This is a genomic window from Psychroflexus salis, assembly GCF_014640175.1.
Taxonomy (GTDB): domain Bacteria; phylum Bacteroidota; class Bacteroidia; order Flavobacteriales; family Flavobacteriaceae; genus Psychroflexus; species Psychroflexus salis.
In genome coordinates this window covers 63,631-85,312 of record NZ_BMGL01000012.1, presented here as the reverse complement: position 1 = coordinate 85,312, position 21,682 = coordinate 63,631, and the positions used below count along the sequence as shown (strand labels likewise).

Genomic DNA, 21,682 nt, shown 5'->3' with positions numbered 1-21,682 from the left:
AAAAGCATGAAAATTGCAGTTCTTACCGGAGCAGGAATTAGTGCAGAAAGTGGAATTCAAACTTTTAGAGACCAAGACGGTTTATGGGAAGGCCACGATGTTATGGAAGTTGCCACACCAGAAGGATGGCAAAAAAACAAACAAAAAGTTTTAGATTTTTATAATGTGCGTAGACAGCAACTTTTACAGGTGCAACCTAATTCAGCTCATTTTGCATTAACAAAATTACAAACACACTTTCACGTAGATGTTGTTACACAAAATATCGATAATTTACACGAAAAAGCTGGCAACAAAAATGTGCTGCATTTACATGGCGAATTATTAAAAGTACGAAGCGAAAAGAGTGATAACTTAATTTATTCTTGGAAAAAAGATATAAAAATTGGCGATTTAGCCAAAGATGGCAATCAACTACGTCCGCACGTAGTTTGGTTTGGAGAAGCTGTACCTTTAATTGAAGATGCTGCTCAAATTTTTAGCAATGCCGATTTAATTATGGTAATAGGCACTTCGCTTCAGGTTTATCCGGCTGCAGGCTTAATAGATTATGCTTCAGTAAATACCAAAATTATTCATATTGACCCAAAACCCAGTGTTTCTGAAACGAAACGTATTTCAGTTTTTACTGAAAAAGCTTCAATTGCAACACCTAAAGTAGTTCAACAACTTATTTCAACTTATTTATAAACACTTATCGCATGAATGCCTTAAACAACATTTCACCAATAGATGGTCGCTACCAAAATAAAACAGAAAATTTACAAGCTTATTTTAGCGAATTTGCATTGATTAAATACCGTGTTCGTGTTGAAGTAGAATATTTTATTGCGCTTTGCGAAGCCAAAATACCACAACTTAACCATGTAGAAGCTACTTATTTTGATGCACTTCGAAATATTTACAAAGATTTTTCAGATGAAGATGCTCTGCAAATTAAAACAATAGAACAAGTAACTAACCACGATGTAAAAGCAGTTGAGTATTTCTTAAAGGAAAAATTTGAAACACTTGGTTTAGTTGAAAGCAAAGAATTTATTCATTTTGGACTCACATCGCAAGATATCAATAACACGGCGATTCCTTTATCTATTAAAGAAGCAGTAGAAGAAATCTACATGCCGATGCTCGAAGAATTAAAAGAAAAATTAATCGAATTAAAAGTAGAATGGCAAGATATTCCGATGTTAGCTCGCACTCATGGCCAACCGGCTTCTCCTACTCGATTAGGAAAAGAAATTGAAGTATTTACCAAACGAATTGAAGAACAAGAAGTACTGTTGTTGCAAATTCCATTAGCGGCAAAATTTGGCGGAGCAACTGGTAATTTTAATGCGCATCATATTGCTTATCCCGATGTTGATTGGAAAAGTTTTGCAGAAAATTTTGTTGAAAATCAGTTGGGTCTCCACTACTCTTTTCCAACCACACAAATTGAACATTACGATCATTTAGCAGCACTTTTTGATGCATTAAAACGTATCAACACCATCTTAATTGACTTTAATCGAGATATTTGGACTTACATCTCGATGGATTATTTCAAGCAAAAAATTAAAAAAGGCGAAGTGGGTTCATCGGCTATGCCGCATAAAGTAAATCCTATTGATTTTGAAAATTCTGAAGGGAACTTAGGTATGGCAAATGCCGTATTTGTTCATTTAGCTGAAAAATTACCCATTAGTAGATTACAACGCGATTTAACAGATTCTACTGTTCTTCGCAACGTTGGCGTACCATTTGCACATTCGTTAATTGCTTTTCAATCGACTTTAAAAGGATTGAATAAATTACTTTTAAATGAAGAAAAAATAACAGCTGATTTAAACAGCCAATGGGCAGTTGTAGCTGAAGCAGTACAAACCATTTTAAGAAGAGAAAATTATCCAAATCCTTATGAAGCTTTAAAAGAATTAACCCGAAGCAACGAGAAAATAACGCAAGCTTCTATTCAAGATTTTATTCAAAGCCTAGATGTAAACAACGAAGTAAAACAAGAATTGCTTCAAATTACACCATTTAATTATACAGGAATTTAGAATATGCTAAAATTAAAAGCTTGGATTTCTGCTGCTCGATTACGTACACTTCCCCTATCTGTTGCTGGAATTTTAGTCGGATCAACTTATGCACAGATTAATGGATATTTTAATTTAATAATTTTTTGCTTAGCACTAGCTACCACACTAGCCTTACAAATCCTTTCTAATTTTGCCAACGATTATGGCGATGGCGTTAAAGGAACTGATAACCATGAACGTATTGGACCAATGCGTGCTTTACAAAGCGGAATTATTAACGATCGAGAGATGAAAATTGGAATTATTATTACCAGCTGTATAGCTTTAATATTAACTGTAGCTTTAATTTACGTTTCATTTGGAAGTGAAAATCTATTGTATTCATTAGCTTTTATAGCCTTGGGTTTACTCGCCATTTATGCAGCTATAAAATATACGGTTGGGAATTCGGCTTACGGTTATCGCGGATTAGGTGACTTGTTTGTGTTTTTGTTTTTTGGTTTAGTAAGTGTAATTGGTACTTATTTTCTATATAGCCAAAAGTTAGATAGTTTAATCGTATATCCAGCCATAAGTATTGGCTTGTTAAGTACTGCCGTTCTTAATTTAAATAATATGCGAGATTTAGAAAGTGACAAAAAAGCAAATAAAATTACCTTAGCTGTAAAATTAGGAATTACAAAAGCTAAACAATACCACGCCAGCTTAATCGGAATTGCATTGGCTTGTTTGGTGTATTATATCTATAGTTTAGCTGAAAATTTACACTATATTAGTTTATTGGCATTTATTCCTTTACTGATGCATTTAAGTAAAGTAAGTAAAACAAAACAAAATAAACTTTTTGACCCAGAACTTAAAAAAGTAGCATTAAGTACATTTGCACTTGCAATGCTTCATTTTGTTGTAAGCCATTATAACTAAGCTACTAAATAAAAAACAAGTAGATTAAATTCATTCAATTTTATTGAATAACAGATCAATCATTTTAGTACTTGTAAATCTTTAAAATTCAAATGAGCGTAAAATATAGTTTGCATCATCAATATATACTGGATATCTAAATTCAGTAGTATAATAAACAAGCTCATAAAGCTTTTGTCCATCACTTTTTAAATACACTTTGTAACGACTCGATGAATACTTATATCCATTGTTAGCATTGTAGGCTTTATCATAGAGTTTAACGATGTAAAAATTATCAGCTATTTTTTTAAAATCTAATTCTAGGTTTGAATTTTTTTTGGAATTCTCTAACTTAAAATCTAAATAATCTTGTAATGTTTTTCCGTTTAGGCTGATTTTATTGATATACACATAAGTGCTCGTCATGTCTATATTTTTATCAATTACTTGAAGATTTTCGGCAATAGGTTCGTCTTCTTTATAGCGTTTTCTTATGGTATCTATTTTTCCGTTGGCATAATCTAAATACCGTAAGCCTTTAAAAATTTCTTTGCTTGGTGTAAGTTGTAAAATCCGGTTTCCTTTTTTGGTCGTATCTATTATTTCCCAATTTCTAGGATATTTAAGACTAAAGTCAACAGTTGTATAAACCAAAACTCTTTTGCCTAAGTTAGCATCATAAACACTAGGTACACTACTGCAGGAAAGCAAAACAAGCGTAAAAAATATTATATAAAAATGCTTCATTTTAAAAGGATGGAATTTCAAACAAACCTACAAAAAAACCCTGAGTACAATTGCACTCAGGGCTTTAAATATAAAAAAGTAGAACTTATTTAATTTCAACAATTTCTAAGTCAAAAACTAAATCTTGTCCTGATAATGGGTGATTAGCATCTACTACAATGTGGTCTTCATTTACTTCAGCTACACGAAGTTGACGCTCGCTTCCATCTGGATTTTGAGCAACTAGTCCCATACCTACTTCTGGTTTAATATCTTCAGGTAATTGTGCTTTTTCTACTTTCTGAAAAAGTTCATCTACTTTTTCTCCATAAGCTTCAGCTACAGGAATATTTACTGTTTTTTTCTCGTTTACTTTCATGTTAACAACTGCATTTTCAAAACCAGGAATCAACATGCCTTGACCTAAAGTAAATTCTAACGGCTCACGCTCTAGTGAACTATCAAAAACTTCACCTGAAGTTAATTTTCCTGTGTAATGTACGCGTACGGTGTCTTTTTCTTTAACTTGACTCATAAAATATAATTTTAATAATTTTTCAATCTAATGACTGAATTTGGGTGCAAAACTACATTATATATATTGAAAGCCAATATTTTAAGCAGATAATCTGTTGTTTTACATTTATCTTAACATTTTGAAGCTGAAAAAGAAAAAATGAAGCAAGTTCAGCTCGGTTCATTTTACTAAATTTACCATTCTATTTTAAATTTAGCACTATGGCCATAGCAAAACCTTTTAACCTACAAGCTTGGATTGATGATAATAGATCGCTCTTAAAACCACCTGTGGGAAACAAAAACCTATATAAAGATGCAGGCGATTACATTGTTATGATTGTTGGCGGACCTAATGCTCGCAAAGATTACCATTACAATGAAACCGAAGAGCTTTTTTACCAACTAGAAGGTGAAATTGAAGTTCATATTCAAGAAAATGGTGAAAAGAAAACCATGAAGCTAAGTGCTGGAGACATGTATTTGCATCCAGCTAAAGTTCCACATTCGCCAGAAAGAAAAGAAAATTCTATAGGTTTAGTTATCGAAAGAAAACGAACAGATTTACCAGGTAAAGATGGTTTGTTATGGTTTTGCGATAATTGTAACAACAAATTACACGAAGTTTATTTTCCTTTAGAAGATATTGAAAAAGACTTTTTGAAGCACTTTAAACATTTTTACAGCAATAAAGATTTACGAACTTGCAATAAATGTGGAACAACAATGCCGGTTGATCAACGTTTTGTAGCCGAAGAATAATTTATGAAATTAAAAACCGACAGCTACCCTATTTACAATTTTGGCAACTTGCCACTTTTAGCAAATCAAATTGTTGAAGGTTTTATTTCTGGAATTCATAAAAGTCCGTTTCATGGTTTTTCAGCTGAATTTGCTGAACATAAAATCTATAATACAGGAGAAAGCACCAAGCATATTGATTGGAAGTTATTTGCTAAAACTGATAAATTGTACACCAAACGCTTTGAAGAAGAAACCAATTTACGTTGCCATTTTATAATCGATAGTTCTAGCTCGATGTTTTACCCTCAAAATTCAGGCGATAACCAACCGAACAAAATGGGCTTTGCCGTTGTTGCTACAGCAGCTATCATGCAAATTTTGAAAAAACAACGCGATGCAGTTGGCTTAAGTATTTATAATGAAAAAATCGACTTTTCTTGTCAGGAAAAAGGAAGCGATCGGCATTTTAATATGATTTATAATGAATTAGAAAAGTTATATAAGCTAAAACCTAAAGCTAAAAAAACAGAAACCTTTACCTTTTTACATCAAATTGCTGAGCAATTAAAACGAAGATCTATGGTCATTTTGTTTAGTGATATGCTTCAAGATCCAGATGCACAAGACGAAGTTTTTGAAGCTTTGCGACATTTAAAATACAATAAACATCAGGTTATTTTATTTCATGTGGTAGACCAAATTCATGAAGTAGATTTCAACTTCGATAATTCACCTAAAAAATTTGTAGATGTAGAAACGGGAGATCAAGTTCAATTATATGCAGATCAAGTTAAAGATGATTACCAAAAAGCGGTAAAAAGCTATTTTAAAGCGTTGAGCCTGAAATGTGCCCAATATAAAATCAATTATCAACAAGTAGATATTAATCAAGGCTTTGATCAGATTCTACGAAGTTTTCTTGCAGAAAAGGTGCGTGTTCGTTAAGTTTGGATAACAAAATTAAACACAGTTCAAGTTATGCAACTAAAAATTAAAGTTTTGGGGTATTTACTGTTCAGTAGTTTTGGATTTGTAGTTTTAGGTGCAATTGCCAAATTATACAATTGGGAAAATGCTAACTTCGTTTTGGAATTTGGTCTTTTGGTATCGGTAATGACCTGGATTGCGTTTGTATACGACATAAATCAACTAAAAATTAATAAGCGTTTATTCTGGATAATTTCAATTTTGATGTTTCCTACTTTTGCAATGCCGTATTATCTATTGAAAAGAGAAGAACTGCTAAAAGCTAACCATTAGATTTTAAATATTCGTAAAATTTAGCAAAAGCCCTTCCCCGATGACTAATCTCGTTTTTTTTAGTGGATAGCATCTCAGCAAAACTCAATTCACTTTCATCAGGTTTAAAAATGGGGTCGTAACCAAAGCCTTTTTCTCCTTGCTTTTCGGTTAATATCTCGCCTTTACATAGGCCTTCAAAAAATAAATTTTCAGTTGGAGTTTTATAACAAATAATCGTTTTAAAGTGAGCTTTTCGATTGCTTTTTCCTACTAAATTATTTAGTATTTTTTGCATGTTGGCCTCGCTATTTTTTTCTTCTCCAGCATAACGGGCACTAAAAACACCTGGTTCGCCTTGCAAAGCTTCAACTTCTAAACCAGTATCGTCTGCAAAACAACTCATTCCATAATTTTCGAAAACAAAATCGGCTTTAATTTGAGCGTTTTCAGTTAAAGTGCTTCCATCTTCAATAATTTCTTCATGGCAATTTATATCGTTTAATCCAAGTATTTTAATGTTAGAAGGCACCATATCCTGTACTTCTTTCAACTTATTGAGATTATGTGTAGCAAAAACTATTTCAATTTTTTTATGCATTATAAAATTCCTTTGGCTTTAATTTCTAAATATTTGTTGATGGTATTGATGCTCAAGTCTTTTGGCTTGGTTAAAATACTTTGTATACCATTATTTCTTAATTCTTCAACCATTAATTGCTTATCGTAAATAAATGTACCAGCAATTGTTTTTTCGTAAACATCGCGAATGCTCTCAGAATCGATGTGGTGTAAACGTTCTAACTCTGTGTTTTCGAAAAAAATAACAACCAACATGTGTTTTTTAGACATGGCTTTTAAGTAGGGTAATTGTTTACGCATTGCATCTAAATGTTCAAAATTAGTAAACAACATTAACAAACTACGTTGATTAATTTTACGTTTAACGTAGGTGTATAATTTGCTGTAATCGCTAACTAAATAGTTGGTTTCTATATTGTATAAATGTTCTGAAATGCTGTTTAAATGTGTTTTCTTATTTTGTGCGGGTAAGATTCTGCCAATCTGATCGGCAAAATCCATCAAGCCTACTTTATCATTTTTTTTAATGGCCACATTGCTAAATGCCAAGGTAGAATTAATGGCGTAATCCAATAAACTTAAACCTTCAAAAGGCATTTTCATTACCCTGCCCTTGTCTATTAAATTATAAATGGGTTGCGATTTTTCATCTTGGTATTGGTTTACCATTAAATTTCGATGTTTGGCCGTAGCTTTCCAGTTAATGGTGCGTACATCGTCTCCAACAACATAATCTTTAATTTGCTCAAATTCTAAAGTATGCCCAATTCTTCTTATTTTTTTGAATCCGAACTCGGTTAATTTTTTACTATGTGCTAAAAAGTCGTACTTCTTCATTTGGATAAACGACGGGTAAACTTTCACCGTTTGTTCGTTAGCAAACTGATAGCGTTTTTGTATAAATCCAATTTTTGAACTAGCATACACATTTAAATTTCCAAAAACATATTCTCCTCTCCTTTTAGGAACTAATTGATAGGTTTTTAAGCTCGATTCTTTTGAAGCCAATTGCAAATAAAGACTAAAATCGCGTTTTTGAAATTGCTCAGGAATCTCGTCAATAATTTCTAAATTTAATGCAAGTTGAGATGTATTTTGTATCGAAATCTGAATTTCATTTTCATCAGAATTAGAAAATTTATCGGCTGCTTTGCGTCTCGCCATTAGATTGTTTTTCGAAAATAAAACTACAGCATCTGCCACTACTAAAATTACAAAACCAAAAAGCAAAAGCGTTGTTATAGAAAATAAAAAACTAATCCAGTTACTTATTAAAAATAGGAACGCAATGCCAAATAAGGCATAAAAAAACCGAGCTTGTAAAAAAATACGTTTATAGAAAGTGATCAATTAGCGTGGAATTTCAACAGATTTTACAATTAAATCAATTACATCTTCTGGGGTCATGCCTTCCATCTCGCGTTCGGGTGAAAGTACGATTCTATGGTTCAATACAGGTTTAAGTGTTTTTTTAATATCTTCTGGGGTAACAAAATCTCTTCCGCTAATGGCTGCATAAGCTTTTGAAGCATTTAAAATAGCAATCGATGCTCTTGGCGATGCTCCTAACATTAAATGCGGATGATTACGCGTATGGTCTACCAATTCCGCGATATAGGTAAATATTTTTTCTTCAACAACAATTTCGGTGAGTTGTGTTTTAAAAGCTAATAGGGATGCTGGATTTAACACAGCTTGAATTTGTGTTTCGGGCAGTTTGTTTTTTCTTTTATGGTGCGATGTTATAATTTTTACTTCGCTTGCTAAATCGGGATAACTCAATTTAATTTTAAAGATAAATCGATCTAATTGCGCTTCAGGTAAAGCATAAGTTCCTTCTTGCTCAATCGGATTCTGTGTAGCTAGCACCATAAACGGAGCTTTCATGGTATACACTTCGCTATCCATACTCACTTGTTTTTCTTCCATTACTTCAAACAAGGCGGCTTGTGTTTTAGCTGGCGCACGATTAATTTCGTCAATTAAAACAATGTTTGAAAAAATAGGGCCTTTTTTAAATTCAAAATCTCGTTTGTTTTCGTTATAAATGGAAGTTCCTAACACATCGCTCGGCATTAAATCTGGAGTAAATTGAATGCGGTTAAAATCGGTTTCGATGCTTTTAGCAAACAATTTTGCAGTCAAGGTTTTGGCAATACCTGGAACACCTTCAATTAAAACATGCCCATCGGCTAGTAAACCTACTACCAATTGCTCTAAAAATTCATCCTGACCAATAATTATTTCTTTTAAATTATCTTTAAGTTGGTCTACAGAATCTTTTAGTTCTTGCAACGGAATTCGGTTTTGAAAATCTTGATTTTCTTTGAGATTTTCATCTTTTACACCTTCTTTATTGGCTATCGAATTTGCAGCATCTTCTTTTTGAGTTGCTTTAGTAGATGCATTTTTTTCTATATCTTTTAAAGGTTTTTGATCTAATTGATTTTGGTCTTGTGGTTTTTTTTCTTCGTTTTCCATGACTAATTTTTTATTTTTTGAACAAACTCATTGAACTTTAAAAGTTCATCTTTACTTATGCTAGACTGCTCTTCAATATATTGAATATGAAGAAAAGTTTGTTGAACTAAATTGAAACTTAATCCTGTTTTAGCAGCCAACTCTTTATAAAACTTTTCATTAATTGTTTTAGTTGATAATCCGTACTGCTTACGAATGTAATGCAATAACAACTTAATTTGTTTAGTAGCAATGTCTTTATTCGCATTTTCTTCTAAAAACATATGGGCTACGGTTTTTGTAAATTCATATGTTTTATTGGCAAGTGGCTCTCGAATTGGAATGGGTTTTTGCTTCCGTTTTCCTTGTATAAATACAAACAACAAGGCTGCAAAAATACAGGTATAATAAGCCCACTTTAAAGCTTTATTTTGAATTACGTAATACAATAAACTATCAACTTGTTCTCTTCCTGTTTTATAGTATTGATCTATATAAACTGGATTTTCCCAATTAATGTACTGCAAACTAGCTAAGGTATATTCGTAATTAGTTTCGTTTACAAAAAAATGATTTCCGAAAGCAGGTGTAAATGAGTGCAAATAAAACTTTCCTTCTCCAAATGGAGCTTCAATAAAATTGACAAGTTTTTTGTTTTTATCGGGTTCTATATCATTTTCTGAAATCGGTTTAGCGTAGCCTAAAACACGTTGATTTAAGGTATCTAATTCTGAAAAATAATAAATATTGTAATCAGTTGCACTCGGAAAAACCTGTTTACTTAGGTTAGGATTGGTAAGTGCTAATTCACTTTCGTAATTAAATTGGTACTGAAAGTTGAATCTCTTCGTGTTTAAATTCAGTGTGTCTTTTAAAGAAGACGGAAAGTTAATCGCAGAAATATATACCGTGTTTCCATTATCTACCCAGTTTAATAATTGATCTGTAGTTTCTTCATCTAAATCAAGATAATTATTAAAAAAAAGCAAACTAGCAGCATCATTAATTTCATTGTTTTGAAAAGCTTCAAATGTAGGTTTATGTATTTCTTGAATATGCTTTTTAGTTTCAATTAAATTTTCAAAATATAAATTAATGGCCTTTGCTCCCAAAGGTGTAGATGCTTTTTTAGAGTAGTTTGGCATCCAGTTTAGTGGCATTGGCCGATTCGCTTCCATAAAAATGCTTAATGCTATGATTATGAGCAAACCCCCTAAGATTATTTTATACGATTTACTCATGCTTTTTGTTTATTTGTTGTTGAAGCTGAATAAATAAGCGATCTATTTTTTGAAACTGTAGTTCGTTGACATCAAATCCACCATACCAAGCAAAATTGTAATAATTAGTGGTTTGTTTAAATGAATTTGCAAAACTTAAATTTTGTAATTCTTGAGCATAATCTGAATTTGTTTTTTCAAATTCGTATGCAATGAGTTCTAAATCGTCCAAGTCTTTTAATATTAACAAATACCAATACCTAACCGCTAATCTAAAATTATTGTTAGCCATTGCATCGGCTTTCAATTTATTTAAATCTTTGGTTTTTATTAATTCCTCTTCATTTGAAAAATAGACTTTATCTCTTTTTGGCTCTGCTAATACATTTTGTCCTGGATTCAGCTTAATGAATAACCAAATAATAAATATAATTACAAGTCCAAGAATTAAATAAGGTAAAATTTGCGTAACGAAATACACAAAACTATCAGGTTCAATATCGCCAAAAATCGCTTGTAGCAAATCCTTCCATTTCCCGTTAAGCCATTCGGTAAAATCATCCCACCAAGATTCTTGCTGGAATTGCTTCTGATAATCGAATTCCGATTTAGATTTTATTTCTTGTATTACAGACTCTTTTATTTCTAAAGATTTATCTATGGAATTTTTATCTACCACAAGACTATCTTTTTGCGGGTTAGAAAAACCAACAAATTGGATTAAAAATATAGAAATACAAATGAAGTAGTTATGCATTAATTATTACCTATAGAGTCAATTTCCTGTGCCGTTCCCGTTAGGTTGTGTTTTTCATTTAAATTGTAATATACTAATGAAAATGAAATTAAACTAACTAAAGATAAAACGCTAGAACCTAGCGTACCTAGTGTGTTTAAAATTAAGAAAACCCAATCGGTTTCAACTGCTGCATTATAATCTACCGTTCTAGCTTCTAATGCAGAAATTTGATTGAATAATGAGTAAATTATAAGGGGTACTTGAAAAATTCCTGAAGCAAAACCAATAATAAGAAATACAACAATAATGGTGAGTAATGTCATCCAAAAGTTTTCTTTAATTAGCTCAAAAGCATGAGAAATAGTATCGCCAACCGACCGGTCTTCGAAAACCATAATCGAGTACATTATGGAAACTGGAACCATAAAATAGAAAACTGGTAATACACATAATAAAGCAGAAACAAAAATTATAATAAAACTTACTATAAGTAAACCCAACATACTCCAAAACTTCTGTTTTACTTCAGACTGTACGTATTCGATTTCAATTTCACCTTTTAAAACATAACTTTTTATGCTACAAAGTATGGCTAAATAACTAACCGTATAAAACAACACAGCTGAAATTATGGTTAAGATTAAGGGTAAGATGAGTTGAGAAATGTTATTAAAAATATCAAAAGCGCTGTTTTGACTTAATATATCATTGCTTACATGCAGCGCAGCATATTGATAGTATAAACTTATGGCTAAATTAACCACCAAAAATGGTAGAATAATTTTTGCAAATATCTGCGCAAGCGATTTGAATTGTTCTCGAATAAAAACAAAAGTATCGGTAATTACATCGCCTAATTCGCGTTCTTTTTCAAATTTAAATGTTTGTTGCATGTTGTTTTTTGTTTAGTTGAATAGGGTGTAATACATAGTAGTATATAATTAAAAATAACGATGCCAGTATAATACAAATTGCTAATGCATCGGGCATTTGGGTATATCGAGTAACAAAACCTTCTAAGAATCCGGCAACTATAAAAAAAGGAACCGTACTAATTACGATTTTTAGTCCAGATTTAACACCATTAATAAAAGATTGAAGCCGTGAATAAGTTCCTGGAAACAACATTCCTTTTCCTACAACAATTCCAGCACAAGTAGCTATAATAATCACTGAAATTTCAATCGTGCCATGTATCCAAATTGTTCTTGCAGACTCCCAAAGTAGGCCTTGGTCATAAAAAAAATACTGAAACGAACCCAACATTATTCCATTTTGCATGGCGATAAAAATGCTACCTAAACCAAAAAAGAGACCATATGCAAAAGCCGTTAAAGAAACACGAATGTTATTCACCGTAATTCCCATAAACATATCGGCTTGGTTTGCTTTTTTATAAACCGCCATAGGATCGCCATTTTCTATGTTGGCTAAGGTCATATTCACGTAACCGTCTCCTAAAATTAAGCGAACAAAACTATCGTCTACCGATGCCGAATAAGCGCCAATAATACTAAATACCAAAAAAATTGAAAAAGCCAACAACAATTGCGGATGGTGTTTTTTAAAGGCCAAAGGAAACTCTTGAAAATAAAAACGGTAAAATCGATTTCTAGATTCTTTTTTGCTTTTGTATATTTTTTGGTGCGAAATAGATGCAAGCTCATTTAAATAGCTAGTTGTTTCACTATTAGGATAAAAAGTTTGACTGTAACTTAAGTCTTCAGTTACATTTAAATATAAATTGGAAAGCTGGTCTGGAGAAAGTTTTGCATTATTTTGCAGAACGCTTTCAAATTTTATCCATTTGTTCTTATTTTGCTTGATGAACGCTGCTTCTCGCATAGATTAAATATAAGCAACCAAATTTAAAACAATTATGAATAAATATAGCATTCAAACTGCACAAAATATTACTATTACTCAACAAGTTGCTTCTATAACAGACCGAATGCTTGCCTATTTAATTGATGGATTGGTTATTGTAGCTTATGTAATTCTTTTTTTGTTTTTAGCCAATGCTTCTGGAATGGATAATTTTGAAAGTTGGGTTTTTCAACTTGTTTTTTTACTTCCTATTTTTCTATACCATTTATTATTCGAAATTTTTAATAATGGTCAAAGTTTAGGGAAGAAAGCTATACAAATTAGAGTAGTTTGTCTTGACGGAAGCAAGGCAAAGTTTTCAAATTATTTAATACGTTGGTTAATTAGACCCATCGATTTTATTTTTACTGGTAGCATTGCCATTGTATGTATTTTAAGCACACAGCGTGGACAACGTCTTGGAGACTTGGCAGCCAAAACAACGGTTATTAATGAGCGTAGAAAAACAGGTTTTACCAAAACAGTGGCTACCTATTTGCCTGAAAATTATACGCCAAAATATCCGCAGGTAACTATCTTTAATGATGTAGATATTCAAAAAGCAAACCGCATTTATAAAAAGGCAAAGTCTACTGGAAATCACAAAGTAATTTTAATGCTTAGTAAAAAATTAGCCGAACAAATGGATTTAAAAGAGTATGATGAAAAACCAATTGGATTTGTAGACCGTGTTTTAACAGATTATACCTATTACGCTCAGCAATAGATAAAAATCAACTACATGTCAATACAAACAATCAATTTTTGGAGCGGAAACCGATCTAAGGCTCGCCAAACTTACGAATCAAAGATTTTAGAAGCTGTATTAGAAGCTACTAAACATGAATACCCAAAATACACCTTAAAAGAGAATTCAACAGACTATCCAGGTCATCATGAATACAAGGTGTTTACCGAGAAAAATGCTGATTTATTGGTTACGGTTGCAGGCAATAAAAAATTTGAAAACATCCATAAAATTGTTGTTAATCTTCCAATTGCAAAAAACTTGTTAGGTTATCGCCTATTAATCATTAGAAAAAGTGATGAGCATTTATTTACAAAGATTAATTCAATTACTGAATTGCAGCATTTAAAACAGGGTATACCAGAAAGCTGGAGCGATGTAGATGTGTTTAAACACAATAAATTTAAGGTGGTAGAAAAAGGAAATTTCGAAGATATTTTTGCTCGACTCTCAGCCAAAGAATTCGATTATTGTAGCTTTGGAACAAACGAAGTAATAGATATTTTAAATCAAAATGCGGCTAAATATGAAGATTTAATGATGGAAAAAAAGGTACTGCTCTTCTACCCTTTTCCCTTGGTCTTTTATGTAAATGCAAACAAAATTGAATTGGCAAAACGCATCGAAAAAGGCCTTGAACAAATTTTAAACAATGGTGTTTTAAATCATATTTTCAATACTTTTTATGCGAACATAAAAAAACAACTTCATTTAAATGAACGAAGACTCATTACCTTAAAAAACCCTCTAGTTTCAGATAAATTTCAAGATGTAAAACCAGATTTAAAAAGTTTATAATGGCTATATCTTCAATTTTTGAAATTGTATAGCTTCATTTTGTCTTTTTTGTGCTAAAAGCGAAATAGCTTTTCTACCCAACTGCAAAACACGAGGATAACCCCCTGTGATTTGAGCATCTTTCATTAAAACAATCAATTTTCCATCGGGTGTTAATTGTACGGTGCCTGGAATTACAGGCGAAGTAATTATCGATTCCAATTGGTTAGAAAAAATTTCTTCTATTTGAAAAGCCATACGATTGTAATTTTTAGAAAGATGAAATTTAGCATTCAATAATTTATCTTGCTGAACTTGAGATAAACAATGAAATTCGGGACCTTCAAAAACTTCTAAAATATCATTTTTATACTGCTCTTTTTGAAACTTTAATTGTGCATGTTTTTCAGTTGAAGCTCTTGCTAATTGATAAGAATTAGACATTGCTAATTCATCTTGTTTTTCAACTTTTTCTTGCGGGGTAATACCTTCGTAAAAACTTCTTGAATTAAAAACTACATCGCTAATAAAACCACCATTGCAAGCCAAATACACATAATTTCCTTCGCTAACTTGTTGAATGTGCAATACATCTCCTTTTTTTACAGCCAAAACTTCATTGATAGGAACTTCAACCGAATTTAATTGAATTTTAGCTTTTAAACCCGTACAAACAAGTTCAGTTTCCTTTTCAAATAGCAATTTCGGCCCGAATAAGCTAATTTCTAAAACAGGGTAATTCGCTTTATTTTGAAGCAATAAATTGGCTAATTTGGCAGCATACTCATCCATAACTCCCGATTGTGGAATTGCATATTGAGCTACACCAAAACGGCCTATATCTTGGAAAGTGGTATGTAAACCTGGATGTAAAACCTTAATCATGTGTAGTAGATTTAATGTGGTAAATTCCGGCTTCTACTTGTGTTTGTATTTCTTTATGTTCCTTTTTATCCACAACTTTAAATTGAATTTGATCGCCTGCTTGAAACAAGCTAGGTGTTTTTCGGCGTACATCAAATATTTCCAAGGGACAATTGCCAATGAGTTGCCATCCGCCTGGGCTTGAACTCGGGTAAATTCCAGTTTGTTGACCACCAATACCTACACTTCCTTTTGGTATTTTGAGTCGGGGTGTATTTTTTCTTGGAAAATGCAATTTTTCGTTCAAACCACCCAAATAGGGAAATCCGGGTAAAAACCCAATGAAATAAACAGTATAAGTTGCTTGACTGTGTAAACGAATTATTTCTTCTTGTTCTAATTGTAATTGTCCAGCTAAAAAAGCTAAATCGGGTGCAAACTCTTCTTTATAACAAACAGGAATATGATATACACTAGGACTAAATTTCGAGTTATTTTCATTTAAACTAATACATTCAATAAAACTCTTAATTAATTGTTTTTCAGTATTCAGATTAAATTCATTAGCATTTTTAAATCGAATTGAAAGACAAGTATATGTATTTGTAATTTCAACATTTTTGTTTTTGTATTTATCTTCAAGTTGAATTTTATAATGCAGTAAAACGTTTAAATCTTCAGTAGAAATTGACATGTCGAATTCCACTAAAAGCACTTGTTCACCCAGTTGAAAAATACGTTTTAATTTATGCATTAGCCTTTCTAATTTTAATGTGGTTTTCATTTAAAATTTGATGCACCGATTCTAAATTTTTTAATGCATTGGGCGAATCGCTATGAAAGCAAATGGTATCGAAATTAAGAAGTAAAAGTTTACCTTCTACACTTTTTACTTTGTTTTTGGTAGCCAAGTCTAAAACTTGTTTAGATACGGCTTCTGCATTCGCTAAAACAGCATTAACATTACTCCTACTTACTAAATTACCATTGGTATGATATGCACGATCTGCAAAAACTTCTTTAAAAATTCGGTCTTTATCGATTTCAAGTTCCTGTAAAACCGAATTAGGTGCAGTATACACAATGATATGCTTATCGAATTCCTTCACCACTTCTAAAAACAATTCTGCAATGCTAACATTTAAAGCAACATCGTGGTACAATGCACCATGCGGTTTAACATGATGAACTTTTGCATTTAATTTGTTAGCAGTTTCAAAAAAAAGCTTCAATTGTTGGCGAATACTTTTTTTTAAGTCTTCTTTATTCATTTTCATGGAAAATCTTCCAAAGTTAATAGCATCGGGATACGAAGGATGCGCACCGATAAAAACAGAATTTTGAATGGCAAGTTGCATGGCAGTTTTCAGACTATTCGCGTTTCCAAAATGACCACCACAGGCAATATTACAGCTAGAAATCAGCGGCATAATTTCTGCATCAAAGGTTCCACCTTCGCCTAAATCACAATTAATATCCATATATTTTTTCATCATAAAAAGAAAAAGAATAAACTTTTAGCTCCTAAAAAGACAGCAAACAATAAAATGAGTAAACCTAGAATTTTTTGTAGAGCATTGTTTTTATACTTCCCCATCCATTGAGAATTATTTACTGTAATATACAAAAAAATGGCGGCAAAAGGCAAAACAATGGCATTGCTAATTTGCGCAGTTTGTATTAATTGAAGTGGCTGAATGTTTAAACTTGAAAACAAAACTCCAGCTAAAACAATTAATATCCAAACTAATTTAAAGTAGATTTTTCCTGATTTCCCCTGCCAATTTAAAGCTGATTTTAACACATAAGCTGCGGCTAAAGCAGCAGTAATACTCGATGTTATTCCTGCGGCAAAAAAACCAAATCCCAGTAAATAGGTTGCATAGTCTCCATACAAAGGAGCTAAACTCAGCGCTAAACTCGAAAAATCTTGCGTAGTAATTTCGCTTGTATGTAAAGCAGCTCCAGCAATAACGACACAAACCGAAACTAAACCACCTAAACCAATGGCTATAAAAATGTCCCAACGCGCATGTTTAATAGAACTTACAGATTTCCATTTTTCTTGTACAATCGCAGAATGTAAAAATAAATTATAAGGCACCACCGTTGTGCCAACAATCGCTAAAATACTAGTAAGTGAAGTTTCTGGAAATCGGGGAACAAAAATCGATTGTAAAATATCCAACCAATTAGGAGCTATTAATAAAGCTGAAATTACAAAAGATAGACTCATTAAAACCACAAGCAACATGAGTACTTTTTCAATTTTTTTATACGAACCTAAAGCCAAAACTAAAATTGAAACAAAACCAATTAATATGGGTAATATATTGATATTTTGATTTAAAAATGAAAACTCAGCAACCTGAAAAACAGCATCTAAGCCTAAAACTGCTCCCGTAATATTTCCGGCTTCGTAGGCTGCATTTCCAAAAACAATAGCTAAAATCACCAAACTTAAAGCCAGTAATTTTTTCCAAGTTGAGCTAAAATAAATCCGAATAACACTTGCTAAATCCTTACTGGTAACTAAACCTAAACGTGCCGACATTTCTTGTAAAACCATAGTCGCAACTATAGAAAAAACCAATGCCCAAAGTAAATCGTAACCAAAGTTAATGCCTGCCAAACTACAAACGCTTATGGTACCTGGACCAATAAATGCAGCAGCAATTAAAGTACTAGGCCCAATATTTTTGAGCAATTTTTTCATTAATTTGGTGCTTTATTAATGGCATATAGAGCAAAACTACCTAGCCAATGTGAGCCTTCGTAGGCATCGCCAACCAAATTAGGATAAGCGGCCATAAAGTGCTGATTCCCTAAATTAGTTAAATGTTTTAGTTGTGGGTGTTTAGCCAATTCAAATAAATTCCAAGCTCGACTAAAGTTTAAACCGTCTAAGTGCACTAATTTTCCATCACTTCGGTCACTGACTTCTGCTATGTTTAATTGAAAATCTTCTTGGAATAATTCGGGTAAAAATGTTTTTAACCATGCTAAAAATTCTTCATCTGAAAGAATCTTAGCCATCAATTTAGCTTCTTCTAAACAAGGCGATAAAAAATCATAACCACTTGGCTCCCATTCTAGTGGACAATCAACATCTTGTAAATAATAATCCTTTGCGCGTTTTTCAATTAAGTCTTGTAGGTTTTTCTTTTGAAAAGCAATTGCATAATCGTAGCTTAAGGATAATGCAAACGCCGTATTAGAATGTTCGCCTACGCGAATTGGATATACTAATTTAGGAAGGAAGTTCATCATTTTTTCTTCAAGCACTTCAACCAAAGGCATTAGATTAGTAAGTAATTCTTCTGAAATTTCATCGTCCCAAGTTTGCAATTCCGTGGCCAATTGAAACAACCAAGCCCAACCATAAGTGCGTTCAAACGAAGCATTTTCTTCGGTTTTAAAAAAAGCAATTTCAGTTTGTATATGTTCTTTTGAAAGGTGGTTTTTCAAAAGTTCTTTTATTTCTTCCGCTTGACTAAGATTAGGGTATTTCTTTAGCAAAACCACCAAAGACCAATGTCCATGAACAGCCGAATGCCAATCGAAACATCCATAAAATGCAGGACGTAATTGTTTAGGAGTTGCCAAATCGGCTTGGCTTGCTAAAACTTGCCCCAGTTTATTAGGATATTCTTGTTGAATGCAAACTAAGGGCAAACTTGCTAATTGCTCTGCATTTGCTTTGGTAAATTCTGGAAATTCGGTAATTTGTATTTCAGTTTTTGGGGTTGATCTAGGCGCCTTTTTATTAACAGCTTCACAAGCAAACAAAGCTATACAGCAACTTAAAAAAATAATTTTCTTCAAAATGGTCTAATTTTATTTTCAAAAATAGTGGAATACTCGGACTTTTAAACAAAGTTTAAGGGCAAATGCCAAATGAATGATTTATTATTGTATTCCTTATTAAAATTAAAGTATGTCCATAAAGGTTTATCAAGTTAGCAAATCGTACAAAGAGCAAAAAGCCTTAAACGAAGTTAGTTTTTTTGTTCCGAAAGGTCAAATTCTTGGTTTTTTAGGTCCTAATGGAGCTGGAAAAACTACTTTAATGAAAATCTTAACAGGCTACCTTTCTGCTGATGAAGGCTATGTAGAAATCAATGGAATTTCAGTAAAAAATCAAAAATTAGATGTTCAAAAAATTATTGGTTATTTACCAGAACATAATCCCTTATATGAAGAAATGTATGTAAAAGAATACTTGGCTTTTCATGCAGAAATTCATCAAATTTCAAAATCAAAAATAGCACATTACGTTGAGCTTACAGGCTTGAACGAAAATGCCCATAAAAAAATAGAACAGCTTTCTAAAGGCTATCGACAACGGGTAGGTTTAGCAGCAGCTTTACTGCACGAACCTAAAGTTTTAATTTTAGATGAACCTACTACAGGTTTAGATCCCAAACAATTGGTAGAAATAAGGCAGTTGATTCGTTCGTTAGCTAAAGACAAAACGGTTATGCTTTCTACGCATATTATGCAAGAAGTAGAAGCCATCTGCGATCGTGCTATTATTATTAATAATGGCAAAATTATAGCCGATAAAAATTTGAATGAAGAAGCTTCGAGCCAACAAGTTATTGAAGTGGAATTTAACTACCGAATTGAAGAACAAGCTTTAAAAGATTTACCACATATAGAAGCAATTTCAAATCCTAGAGGCTTTTTATATGAACTCAGTTTTAAAGTTGAAAAAGATATGCGATCCACGGTATTCGACTTTGCCTACGACAGAGGATTAAAAATTATTCAACTGAATAAAAAAACACAAAGTTTAGAAAACCTTTTTATTGAATTAACTTCAGAAAACGCTTAAATATTAAACTATGAAAAATATAATTTTATTTACGCTATTATTTATTTCTGCAAATACAATTGCACAAACCAATCCTAAAGTTTACGATATAATCGATGCTGTTTCAGCAGAACATTTGGAAAATAAGGTACAGCATTTAGTCGATTTTGGAACACGAAACACTTTTAGCGATACCTTGAGTGATACACGAGGAATCGGTGCTGCTAGGCGATGGGTAAAAAGTGAGTTTGATAAAATTTCGGAAGAATGTGGTGGCTGTTTAGAAGTTTTTTACCAGAAAAAAATGGTGACAACCGAAATGGGAAGCCGTGTTCCTTTCAATACTTACGTGGTGAATGTAGTCGCCATTCAACGTGGCAAAAAATATCCAAACTCGCTGATTATGATGAGTGGCGATATCGACTCGCGTGGGTCGAATACGATGAATTACGAAATTGATGCTCCAGGTGCAAACGATAATGCTACCGGCGTAGCAGGTGCAATTGAAGCAGCTCGAGTTTTAAGCAAATATGAATTTGACCATAGCATAGCCTATGTAGGATTAAGCGGTGAAGAACAAGGTTTATTTGGTGGTCAATTTTTAGCTGAATACGCGAAAGAAAACGATTGGGAACTCATCGGAATTTTCAATAATGATATGATTGGAAATATTGAAGGCGTAGATGGTGTTATTGATAACCGTAGTTTTAGAATTTTTTCGGAAGCACACAATCCACTAGAAACCGAACGCGACCGAAGCATGAAACGCTTCTACGGTGGCGAAGTTGATGGCGCATCGCGACAATTAGCACGCTATGTTCATAAAACTACACAAACCTACATGCCCGAAATGAATCCACAAATGGTTTATCGTTTGGATCGATTTGGACGTGGCGGACATCACAAACCTTTTAATGATGTGGGTTACCCAGGAATTCGTATTATGGAAAGCCATGAAAATTACAACCGCCAACACCAAGACATTCGAACTGAAAACGGAATTGAATACGGCGATGTAATCGAATACGTAAATTTTGATTATGTAAAAAAACTAACCGCTGTAAATGCCATCAACATGGCAAGTTTAGCTTGGGCTCCACCGGCTCCAAAAGTTGTAAAAATCGGCGGAATTGTAGAAGCTTCTGTAAAACTAAAATGGAACGAAGTAAATGACGAAGATTTAGCCGGTTATAAAATTTATTGGCGACACACCACTTCACCTACTTGGCAACATTCGCGATTTGTTGGTAAGTTGACCGAATTTACGCTCGAAGGCATCGTTATTGACAATTATTATTTTGGAGTAAGTACAGTCGGTAAAAACGGTCACGAAAGTCCCGTTGTTTTTCCAAACAGCTTATTACGAGATTAAAAGCTTACTAAACCAATCATTTTTTGTATATTCAAGATTCATATAAATTTCAATTTTGAAAAAACTACTGCTACTATTCATCTTAT

24 protein-coding genes are annotated in these 21,682 nt (G+C 32.6%); 10 read left to right on the top strand and 14 right to left on the bottom strand.

Annotation, left to right across the window (positions count from 1 at the left end; translation table 11 throughout):
* The first annotated feature begins 6 nt into the window (after positions 1 to 6).
* The 3 genes from IEV63_RS10835 to menA are packed head-to-tail and all read left to right on the top strand — an operon-like array spanning position 7 to position 2,945.
* Positions 7 to 690 (top strand): SIR2 family NAD-dependent protein deacylase, encoded by a 684-nt coding sequence (locus IEV63_RS10835; RefSeq protein ID WP_188406836.1) that lies wholly within the window; start codon positions 7 to 9, stop codon positions 688 to 690.
* Positions 691 to 701: 11 nt separating this feature from the next.
* Positions 702 to 2,039 carry an adenylosuccinate lyase gene (gene purB, locus IEV63_RS10830; protein ID WP_188406835.1) on the top strand — a complete coding sequence of 446 codons (1,338 nt, stop codon included), beginning with the start codon at positions 702 to 704 and terminating at the stop codon, positions 2,037 to 2,039.
* A gap of 3 nt (positions 2,040 to 2,042) precedes the next feature.
* A complete protein-coding gene (gene menA, locus IEV63_RS10825) occupies positions 2,043 to 2,945 on the top strand; it encodes a 1,4-dihydroxy-2-naphthoate octaprenyltransferase (protein ID WP_188406834.1) in 903 nt (300 codons plus the stop codon).
* Positions 2,946 to 3,026: 81 nt separating this feature from the next.
* Here menA and IEV63_RS10820 read toward each other — a convergent pair whose 3' ends face one another.
* On the bottom strand, positions 3,027 to 3,674 hold the full coding sequence (locus IEV63_RS10820) for a hypothetical protein (protein WP_188406833.1): 648 nt from the start codon (positions 3,672 to 3,674) through the stop codon (positions 3,027 to 3,029).
* Between the two features lie 85 nt (positions 3,675 to 3,759).
* On the bottom strand, positions 3,760 to 4,188 hold the full coding sequence (locus IEV63_RS10815) for an FKBP-type peptidyl-prolyl cis-trans isomerase (protein ID WP_188406832.1): 429 nt from the start codon (positions 4,186 to 4,188) through the stop codon (positions 3,760 to 3,762).
* A gap of 203 nt (positions 4,189 to 4,391) precedes the next feature.
* Here IEV63_RS10815 and IEV63_RS10810 point away from each other — a divergent pair, with 203 nt between their 5' ends.
* Genes IEV63_RS10810 through IEV63_RS10800 form a run of 3 tightly spaced genes read left to right on the top strand, consistent with a single transcriptional unit; the run spans position 4,392 to position 6,173 of the window.
* Complete coding sequence (locus IEV63_RS10810; protein WP_188406831.1) at positions 4,392 to 4,931, top strand: 3-hydroxyanthranilate 3,4-dioxygenase; 540 nt, start codon at positions 4,392 to 4,394, stop codon at positions 4,929 to 4,931.
* A gap of 3 nt (positions 4,932 to 4,934) precedes the next feature.
* Complete coding sequence (locus tag IEV63_RS10805) at positions 4,935 to 5,858, top strand: DUF58 domain-containing protein (RefSeq protein ID WP_188406830.1); 924 nt, start codon at positions 4,935 to 4,937, stop codon at positions 5,856 to 5,858.
* A gap of 33 nt (positions 5,859 to 5,891) precedes the next feature.
* On the top strand, positions 5,892 to 6,173 hold the full coding sequence (locus IEV63_RS10800) for a hypothetical protein (RefSeq protein WP_188406829.1): 282 nt from the start codon (positions 5,892 to 5,894) through the stop codon (positions 6,171 to 6,173).
* Here IEV63_RS10800 and IEV63_RS10795 read toward each other — a convergent pair.
* The 7 genes from IEV63_RS10795 to IEV63_RS10765 all read right to left on the bottom strand — a co-directional run bounded on the left by IEV63_RS10795 (position 6,163) and on the right by IEV63_RS10765 (position 12,998).
* Positions 6,163 to 6,753 carry a non-canonical purine NTP diphosphatase gene (locus tag IEV63_RS10795; RefSeq protein ID WP_373283745.1) on the bottom strand — a complete coding sequence of 197 codons (591 nt, stop codon included), beginning with the start codon at positions 6,751 to 6,753 and terminating at the stop codon, positions 6,163 to 6,165. The genes IEV63_RS10800 and IEV63_RS10795 overlap by 11 nt on opposite strands.
* A complete protein-coding gene (locus IEV63_RS10790; RefSeq protein WP_229737234.1) occupies positions 6,753 to 7,898 on the bottom strand; it encodes a DUF58 domain-containing protein in 1,146 nt (381 codons plus the stop codon). Before IEV63_RS10790 ends, IEV63_RS10795 begins: the two co-directional genes overlap by 1 nt.
* 186 nt (positions 7,899 to 8,084) lie before the next feature.
* Complete coding sequence (locus IEV63_RS10785) at positions 8,085 to 9,215, bottom strand: AAA family ATPase (RefSeq protein WP_188406827.1); 1,131 nt, start codon at positions 9,213 to 9,215, stop codon at positions 8,085 to 8,087.
* A 2-nt stretch (positions 9,216 to 9,217) separates the two neighbouring features.
* Complete coding sequence (locus IEV63_RS10780; RefSeq protein ID WP_188406826.1) at positions 9,218 to 10,435, bottom strand: DUF4350 domain-containing protein; 1,218 nt, start codon at positions 10,433 to 10,435, stop codon at positions 9,218 to 9,220.
* Positions 10,428 to 11,093 carry a DUF4129 domain-containing protein gene (locus IEV63_RS10775; protein ID WP_188406825.1) on the bottom strand — a complete coding sequence of 222 codons (666 nt, stop codon included), beginning with the start codon at positions 11,091 to 11,093 and terminating at the stop codon, positions 10,428 to 10,430. Before IEV63_RS10775 ends, IEV63_RS10780 begins: the two co-directional genes overlap by 8 nt.
* Positions 11,094 to 11,170: 77 nt before the next feature.
* Positions 11,171 to 12,046: a hypothetical protein gene (locus tag IEV63_RS10770; protein ID WP_188406824.1), complete on the bottom strand. Its 876-nt coding sequence runs from the start codon at positions 12,044 to 12,046 to the stop codon at positions 11,171 to 11,173.
* Positions 12,030 to 12,998, bottom strand: a complete 969-nt coding sequence (locus IEV63_RS10765; protein ID WP_188406823.1) for a stage II sporulation protein M — start codon at positions 12,996 to 12,998, stop codon at positions 12,030 to 12,032. The genes IEV63_RS10770 and IEV63_RS10765 overlap by 17 nt, the downstream gene beginning before the upstream one ends.
* A 34-nt stretch (positions 12,999 to 13,032) precedes the next feature.
* On the opposite strand from IEV63_RS10765, the gene IEV63_RS10760 reads away from it, so the two are divergent.
* Both IEV63_RS10760 and IEV63_RS10755 read left to right on the top strand, forming a co-directional pair.
* A complete protein-coding gene (locus tag IEV63_RS10760) occupies positions 13,033 to 13,746 on the top strand; it encodes an RDD family protein (protein ID WP_188406822.1) in 714 nt (237 codons plus the stop codon).
* A 15-nt stretch (positions 13,747 to 13,761) separates the two neighbouring features.
* Positions 13,762 to 14,565 carry a transporter substrate-binding domain-containing protein gene (locus IEV63_RS10755; RefSeq protein WP_188406821.1) on the top strand — a complete coding sequence of 268 codons (804 nt, stop codon included), beginning with the start codon at positions 13,762 to 13,764 and terminating at the stop codon, positions 14,563 to 14,565.
* A gap of 3 nt (positions 14,566 to 14,568) precedes the next feature.
* Here IEV63_RS10755 and IEV63_RS10750 read toward each other — a convergent pair whose 3' ends face one another.
* The 5 genes from IEV63_RS10750 to IEV63_RS10730 are packed head-to-tail and all read right to left on the bottom strand — an operon-like array spanning position 14,569 to position 19,233.
* The gene (locus IEV63_RS10750; RefSeq protein ID WP_188406820.1) at positions 14,569 to 15,429 is read right to left on the bottom strand and encodes a 5-oxoprolinase subunit C family protein; all 861 of its coding nucleotides are present in this window, start codon (positions 15,427 to 15,429) and stop codon (positions 14,569 to 14,571) included.
* On the bottom strand, positions 15,422 to 16,162 hold the full coding sequence (gene pxpB / locus IEV63_RS10745; protein WP_188406819.1) for a 5-oxoprolinase subunit PxpB: 741 nt from the start codon (positions 16,160 to 16,162) through the stop codon (positions 15,422 to 15,424). Before pxpB ends, IEV63_RS10750 begins: the two co-directional genes overlap by 8 nt.
* Positions 16,155 to 16,889, bottom strand: coding sequence for a 5-oxoprolinase subunit PxpA (pxpA, locus tag IEV63_RS10740; RefSeq protein WP_188406818.1), 735 nt, complete (start codon positions 16,887 to 16,889; stop codon positions 16,155 to 16,157). The genes pxpB and pxpA overlap by 8 nt, the downstream gene beginning before the upstream one ends.
* Before the next feature lie 11 nt (positions 16,890 to 16,900).
* Positions 16,901 to 18,124: an Nramp family divalent metal transporter gene (locus tag IEV63_RS10735; protein ID WP_188406817.1), complete on the bottom strand. Its 1,224-nt coding sequence runs from the start codon at positions 18,122 to 18,124 to the stop codon at positions 16,901 to 16,903.
* Positions 18,124 to 19,233, bottom strand: a complete 1,110-nt coding sequence (locus IEV63_RS10730) for a DUF2891 domain-containing protein (RefSeq protein WP_188406816.1) — start codon at positions 19,231 to 19,233, stop codon at positions 18,124 to 18,126. Before IEV63_RS10730 ends, IEV63_RS10735 begins: the two co-directional genes overlap by 1 nt.
* Before the next feature lie 112 nt (positions 19,234 to 19,345).
* On the opposite strand from IEV63_RS10730, the gene gldA reads away from it, so the two are divergent.
* Together gldA and IEV63_RS10720 are read left to right on the top strand one after the other, a co-directional pair.
* The gene (gene gldA / locus IEV63_RS10725) at positions 19,346 to 20,245 is read left to right on the top strand and encodes a gliding motility-associated ABC transporter ATP-binding subunit GldA (protein ID WP_188406815.1); all 900 of its coding nucleotides are present in this window, start codon (positions 19,346 to 19,348) and stop codon (positions 20,243 to 20,245) included.
* 10 nt (positions 20,246 to 20,255) lie between these two features.
* Entirely contained in the window at positions 20,256 to 21,596 is a 1,341-nt protein-coding gene (locus IEV63_RS10720) for a M28 family peptidase (protein ID WP_188406814.1), read from the top strand.
* Positions 21,597 to 21,682 lie beyond the last annotated feature (86 nt).

Bases quoted from the DNA above. Each gene is read 5' to 3' on its own strand.
- IEV63_RS10835 (WP_188406836.1), top strand. From the start codon at position 7: ATGAAAATTGCAGTTCTTACCGGAGCAGGAATTAGTGCAGAAAGTGGA.
- IEV63_RS10810 (WP_188406831.1), top strand. From the start codon at position 4,392: ATGGCCATAGCAAAACCTTTTAACCTACAAGCTTGGATTGATGATAAT.
- IEV63_RS10800 (WP_188406829.1), top strand. From the start codon at position 5,892: ATGCAACTAAAAATTAAAGTTTTGGGGTATTTACTGTTCAGTAGTTTT.
- IEV63_RS10805 (WP_188406830.1), top strand. From the start codon at position 4,935: ATGAAATTAAAAACCGACAGCTACCCTATTTACAATTTTGGCAACTTG.
- IEV63_RS10760 (WP_188406822.1), top strand. From the start codon at position 13,033: ATGAATAAATATAGCATTCAAACTGCACAAAATATTACTATTACTCAA.
- IEV63_RS10785 (WP_188406827.1), bottom strand. From the start codon at position 9,215: ATGGAAAACGAAGAAAAAAAACCACAAGACCAAAATCAATTAGATCAA.
- IEV63_RS10720 (WP_188406814.1), top strand. From the start codon at position 20,256: ATGAAAAATATAATTTTATTTACGCTATTATTTATTTCTGCAAATACA.
- IEV63_RS10735 (WP_188406817.1), bottom strand. From the start codon at position 18,124: ATGAAAAAATTGCTCAAAAATATTGGGCCTAGTACTTTAATTGCTGCT.
- IEV63_RS10820 (WP_188406833.1), bottom strand. From the start codon at position 3,674: ATGAAGCATTTTTATATAATATTTTTTACGCTTGTTTTGCTTTCCTGC.
- IEV63_RS10765 (WP_188406823.1), bottom strand. From the start codon at position 12,998: ATGCGAGAAGCAGCGTTCATCAAGCAAAATAAGAACAAATGGATAAAA.
- IEV63_RS10770 (WP_188406824.1), bottom strand. From the start codon at position 12,046: ATGCAACAAACATTTAAATTTGAAAAAGAACGCGAATTAGGCGATGTA.
- IEV63_RS10755 (WP_188406821.1), top strand. From the start codon at position 13,762: ATGTCAATACAAACAATCAATTTTTGGAGCGGAAACCGATCTAAGGCT.
- IEV63_RS10780 (WP_188406826.1), bottom strand. From the start codon at position 10,435: ATGAGTAAATCGTATAAAATAATCTTAGGGGGTTTGCTCATAATCATA.
- gldA (WP_188406815.1), top strand. From the start codon at position 19,346: ATGTCCATAAAGGTTTATCAAGTTAGCAAATCGTACAAAGAGCAAAAA.
- IEV63_RS10795 (WP_373283745.1), bottom strand. From the start codon at position 6,753: ATGCATAAAAAAATTGAAATAGTTTTTGCTACACATAATCTCAATAAG.
- IEV63_RS10790 (WP_229737234.1), bottom strand. From the start codon at position 7,898: ATGGCGAGACGCAAAGCAGCCGATAAATTTTCTAATTCTGATGAAAAT.
- IEV63_RS10750 (WP_188406820.1), bottom strand. From the start codon at position 15,429: ATGATTAAGGTTTTACATCCAGGTTTACATACCACTTTCCAAGATATA.
- pxpB (WP_188406819.1), bottom strand. From the start codon at position 16,162: ATGCATAAATTAAAACGTATTTTTCAACTGGGTGAACAAGTGCTTTTA.
- menA (WP_188406834.1), top strand. From the start codon at position 2,043: ATGCTAAAATTAAAAGCTTGGATTTCTGCTGCTCGATTACGTACACTT.
- pxpA (WP_188406818.1), bottom strand. From the start codon at position 16,889: ATGGATATTAATTGTGATTTAGGCGAAGGTGGAACCTTTGATGCAGAA.
- purB (WP_188406835.1), top strand. From the start codon at position 702: ATGAATGCCTTAAACAACATTTCACCAATAGATGGTCGCTACCAAAAT.
- IEV63_RS10815 (WP_188406832.1), bottom strand. From the start codon at position 4,188: ATGAGTCAAGTTAAAGAAAAAGACACCGTACGCGTACATTACACAGGA.